4 protein-coding genes and 1 pseudogene are annotated in these 5,147 nt (G+C 54.2%); all 5 read left to right on the top strand.

Translation table 11 applies throughout. The features are described from left to right. Positions 1 to 207, top strand: a 207-nt coding sequence (locus tag ACOCD2_RS11935; RefSeq protein WP_419604305.1) for a hypothetical protein, incomplete at its 5' end; no start/stop codon positions are given. Further along, the gene (locus ACOCD2_RS11930; RefSeq protein WP_419619075.1) at positions 200 to 1,678 is read left to right on the top strand and encodes a hypothetical protein; all 1,479 of its coding nucleotides are present in this window, start codon (positions 200 to 202) and stop codon (positions 1,676 to 1,678) included. The genes ACOCD2_RS11935 and ACOCD2_RS11930, both read left to right, overlap by 8 nt. Before the next feature lie 20 nt (positions 1,679 to 1,698). Then, positions 1,699 to 3,768: a BREX-3 system phosphatase PglZ gene (gene pglZ / locus ACOCD2_RS11925; protein WP_419625707.1), complete on the top strand. Its 2,070-nt coding sequence runs from the start codon at positions 1,699 to 1,701 to the stop codon at positions 3,766 to 3,768. Next, positions 3,768 to 4,538, top strand: a complete 771-nt coding sequence (locus tag ACOCD2_RS11920; RefSeq protein WP_419625706.1) for a hypothetical protein — start codon at positions 3,768 to 3,770, stop codon at positions 4,536 to 4,538. The genes pglZ and ACOCD2_RS11920 overlap by 1 nt, the downstream gene beginning before the upstream one ends. Before the next feature lie 18 nt (positions 4,539 to 4,556). Continuing rightward, a pseudogene (locus ACOCD2_RS11915) lies at positions 4,557 to 4,948 on the top strand (transposase); the annotation flags it as partial. Positions 4,949 to 5,147 lie beyond the last annotated feature (199 nt).

The following is a 5,147-nucleotide window of genomic DNA, read 5'->3' as shown; positions in this document are numbered from 1 at the left end:
GGCTTTGACGAATTGTACGACATGGACGGCCAGGAGTTGCTTGACGAGCTTCTGAAATCCCATGTGTCCGCCCTGCAAAGCGAAAGCAGCCATGTGGAGACTCTGCTCGATGCCGCCCGCCACTCTGAGCAGGCAGGCCCGGATGCCAAGGCCGAAGCGCTCATCGAGCCTTGCGCTGAGTACCACTGCACAGACACGATTGGCTGAGTTGTCCAGCGCCCACCCGCAATGGCAGTTAGCGGCTAATGAACGCGACGAGTTTTCCCATTGGATGAGTGGCACTGGAGACCCGGACTATGAGGAAAGTCGGGAGATCGACATCGCCCCCCGCAAGCGGCGCAAACTCGTGCAATGGTTGACGAAGCCGCAGCCCGAACGTGGACCGTTCTATGAGAACACGTGGAGGGATGTATGCACAAAACACCCTTTGAATTGTTTGTTTGCCCTCGCTGATTTGGCTGGACAGGGAAATTGGCTTAGCGGTCGTTGGAGTGATGCTCTGTATGCATGGGGCAATGGAAAGCAGGTTCAGCGGATATGGCGTTCTGCCGCGCCAGTGCTGCAGACCATGCCCGACAAAGTCATTCAGGAGATCGCCCACAGTGTGACGTGGTGGCTCGAGGCTGTGTCTAAGTCGATTGATCGCCACGAGGACATCCTGTTGGACCTGTGCCGCCGTGTGTTGGCAGTGCCACTCGAAGCGGGCACTGGGATGACGCGCAACGGCGAGCCAATTGACCAACCTGTCACCGAGGCCATCAACCACCCAGTCGGGCATGTCACGCAGGCGCTGATCAACCTGTGGTTCAAACAGAACCCGAACGATAACGATCTGCTTCCAGCCGACATCAGACCTTTCTTCACCGAACTGTGCGATGTTCAGGTGGGCCGATTCCGCCACGGTCGAGTACTGCTGGGTTCGCGATTGATCGCGTTTTTCCGAGTGGACCGTCCGTGGACTGAGCAATATCTGTTGCCGCTATTCAGTTGGAGCAATCCGGCCGAAGCGAAATCCGTATGGGAAGGCTTCCTGTGGTCACCCCGCTTGTACCAGCCCTTGCTGACGGCCTTCAGAGCCCAGTTCCTTGAGAGCGCAAACCACTACACCGACCTGGGTGAGCACAGACAACAGTTCGCGGCCTTCCTGACGTACGCAGCATTGGGACCAACCGAGGGATACACCGTGGATGAATTCCGTTCCGCGATGGGTGCGCTGCCTCAAGACGGGATTGAGGCGTCCGCACAGGCGCTTTTCCAGGCGCTCGAAGGATCTGCCGATCGGCGCGAGGACTACTGGAAGAACCGTGTCCAGCCCTTTTGGCAGCAGGTTTGGCCCAAGTCCCGCGACCTGACCACCCCACGACTTGCCGAACGCTTAACCCTGATGAGCATTGCCGCCCGAGGCGAATTCCCGGCTGCTTTGGCTGCGGTAAAAGACTGGCTGCAACCGCTCGAACATCCACACTACGTTGTTGATATGCTGCACGAATCGGATTTATGCAGCCGATACCCGGCGGATGCATTGCGCCTGCTGGATGCCGTAATTGCTGACCAACAGTGGGCGCCCCGGGAGTTGGGGCAATGTTTGGATGAGATCGGGCAGGTTGCGCCACAGCTTGTGCAAGATGCTCGTTACATGCGACTCCAAGAGTATTCGCGCAGACGAGGCTCACAATGAACCCTGGTGCATCTTCAAAAATGAGTAGTTGGCGAGACACCATCCTGAATGATTTTGTTCCCAACGTCAGCAAACTGACCCTGGTCGCCGATCCAGACAGCTTGTTAACCGAAGAAAAACTGGCGCTGGAACTGCGTGGGCGCGGATTTGATCTGATCGAATTCAACGACCCGGTCGAATTCCGATACGCCTATGAATCCAAATATCGCTCGATTTGGGATCGTGGCAAACATACGGACTTGGTGGTTATTCTCCGTCTGCAAGATGTCGAGCTGGAGTCATTGCCTTATGATCTGCTGCAAGCCGGAAGAAAACTCTCCTTCAACCTTGGCGAGCTCTTTCCCAATCTGAGCTATCCGGTCATCGAAAAACTCGACCGGAGTCTGCTGGATTCCTTATACGATGCACAACGCAAGTCGCCACCCGACCGCAAGGGCGACAACGCCACCAAGGAATTCATTCTCTGCTATGTATTCGGCATTGCCGCAGAGCTGATTTCCAGTGATGTTGAACTCTTGAGGGCCTTGCTTCGTCTACATTACGGAAAGATTCAGATCCCTTTCACGCTGGCTGAGCGGCTTGTTCAGGTGCTTCGTGAACATAGTGGTTTCAAGGCATGGCCATTGGACGAAATCGTGCCCGATGACGAAGCGTTCTTCGCATTTCTTCAGGAGCGCTGGCCAGTATTTCTGAGCAGGTTGAGCAAGGCCGATCAGCTCAGAGAAGGTTCCCCGGACCAATGGGCAGGAGAGTCCATTGGGACATCGCGGAGCGATGCCCCTGTGGTGCGAACCAGGGATGGTGAGCATCAATACGGACTCAAATTTCCAGGGCCAGACGTCCTGCCATTTGATCATCAGGACATCAAGGTCTACATCGACAATCTCTTCGTTGAAGGGAAACTTAGCCCCATTCATGCGACTGAGATTGATGTGGAACCCGGTTCCTGGATTCGATGTGGCATCGTCCCCGCAAGTGCTGATGATGACGAAATACGCATCTCCCGCCTGTTTGAACTTGTCGAAAAGGATCTGCCAACAGAGGAATCCCGACATTCAGACTGGACCGCCTTTGCGCTGAAATGGGCCGAACTCTCCTCGCTAGTCCATTGTGGGAGTGACGCTGCACATCAATCCCGGCTTAAAGATGTCGGTGATGCCTTGAACGCTACGTTTTCCAGGTGGCTGAGTGACCATTACTCCAGCCTGATCAATCTGCCACCCACCAATCCGGTGATGCTGCACCATGTGCCACGACGCCTGGCTCGGGATGTGGAGTGTTCGGGGGACGGCCGTGCTGCCTTGATCGTGGTCGATGGGCTTGCTCTGGATCAGTGGGTTACCGTTCGTCAGCTTCTGCATAAGCAGGACAACAATCTGGTCATGCGTGAATCCGCGACCTTTGCATGGATTCCAACGCTGACTTCCGTATCAAGACAGTCGATTTTTTCCGGCAAACCACCACTCTATTTCCCGTCATCCATCAATTCGACCAATAGTGAAGAGAAGCTCTGGAAGCATTTCTGGGAAGATCACGGTATTTCTCGGCTGGATATCGCCTATCAGCGTGGCCTGGGTGATGGCGATGCATCCAGTGTGCTCGACGCCGCGATCCACCCTGGCAAGACGAAGGTGGTAGGACTGGTCGTAGACAAGGTCGACAAGATTATGCACGGCATGCAGCTTGGTGCAGCCGGTATGCACAACCAGATAAAGCAATGGTGTGAGAAAGGATTCCTCTGTGCGCTGGTCGGAAATCTGCTGGACTATGGATATGATGTCTGGCTGACGGCTGATCATGGGAATATCGAATGCGTTGGTGCAGGCAGACCATCCGAAGGCGTGATCGCCGAGACTCGAGGTGAGCGGGTCCGTGTTTACCCAACCCCGGAACTGCGCTCGCAGGTTGCCGATGCTTATCGCTTTGCCCGCGAGTGGCAGCCGGTCGGACTGCCATCGGGCTATTTCCCGCTTATCGCTGGGGCGCGTGATGCATTCGTAAGTCCTGGCAAGTCAATCGTCGGTCATGGCGGTATTGCCATTGAGGAAGTCATCGTGCCACTTGTGAAATTTGAAAGGAGGGTAGGGTGATGGGGAAAAGACATGAAGCCATCGGCATCAAGCAGGCAATCCGTCTTGAGTGGATGCAGAAGACAGCCAATCTGCTACTTGCCGGCTTGGATGCTAAGACGGTTCGTCAGGAGCTCCATAAGTTCCTGACTGAACGTAAAGGCGATGGCTCCGAAGGAAAGCGCAGCGATCAAACCCGAACATTCGTCGTCAATAATCTGATGAAGATATGGGTATCTCCGGAGCCAGAACTGATTTCGTTCCGAGATGCATCACTAGCATTTCTCCGTGGATATCCGTCAATGGGTCTAGCAGTTCACTGGGGGATGGTTTCAGCTGTTTATCCTTTCTGGTTCAATGTGGCACAGCAAACTGGCCGCTTGTTGGCACTGCAAGACCGAGTCACCCAGACGCAAATCATAAACCGCCTCAAGGAGCAATATGGCGACCGGCAAACTGTAAGCCGCTATGCGCGTTTTGTAATCCGCTCCTTTGTCGCCTGGGGAGCACTGAAGGATTCCGACGCTAAGGGATGCTATAAGAAATCAGCACCGGTCAACGTGGCGGATTCCGATCTGGCCATCTTGTTGTTTGAGTCCGCACTTCATGCCACCCAGGAGGCCAAAGGGGCGCTGGGGCTGCTGTTGAACAATCCAGCATTCTTCCCATTTCAACTTCCAGAAATAACAGGCGATTTTGTTTCTCAGTGTAGTGATCGGATTGAGGTGGTTCGTTACGGACTGGATGATGAGTTATTGCAATTAAGAGAAATAACAGTGGAGAGAAAATAGGTTTGTGTTGGATTTGCGCAGGAGAGTAAGCTGGCGGAACTGCTGCAGTACAACCTTCGCAGCGTGCGGGCCTACCTGCTGAAGGAGGCGTTCCAGTTCTTCTGGGGTTACGTTTCGCCCTACTGGGCCGGTCAGTTTCTGGATAGGTGGTGTACGAAAACGATGCGATCGAAAATCGAGCCGATGAAGAAAGTGGCCCGGATGCTGCGAGGTCATCAGCCGCTGTTGCTCAACTGGTTCCGGGCCAGGGGGGGCAGCTTTCCAGTGGTGTTGTGGAGGGTTTCAACACCAAGGCAAAACTGACCTCCAGAAAACCCTTCGGTTTTCGGACGTATCGGGGCGCGGAAATCGCTTTGTATCATGCACTTGGTGCTTTACCCGAGCCTGAGTTTACCCACAGATTCTGCTGAAGAGCCAAATTTTCAAATGAAGGCATGCAAGGCGCGGCAACGCTATGATCCTTGCTATGTCAACTATTTTTTGAGATTTTTCCCAAATCCCCAGATAGAGGCATATCAGCGCCCGAAGGGTGCCAATATCCACTGATTTCCGCTTGGTTGAATTGCAGACAGCGATGAATTAGACCGGATTTGACCAGGAAATCAGCAC

This window comes from Thiolapillus sp. (genome assembly GCF_048562965.1).
Taxonomy (GTDB): domain Bacteria; phylum Pseudomonadota; class Gammaproteobacteria; order Chromatiales; family Chromatiaceae; genus Thiolapillus; species Thiolapillus brandeum_A.
Note: the sequence above shows the minus strand (reverse complement) of the source record. Positions and strands in the feature narration are given on the sequence as shown.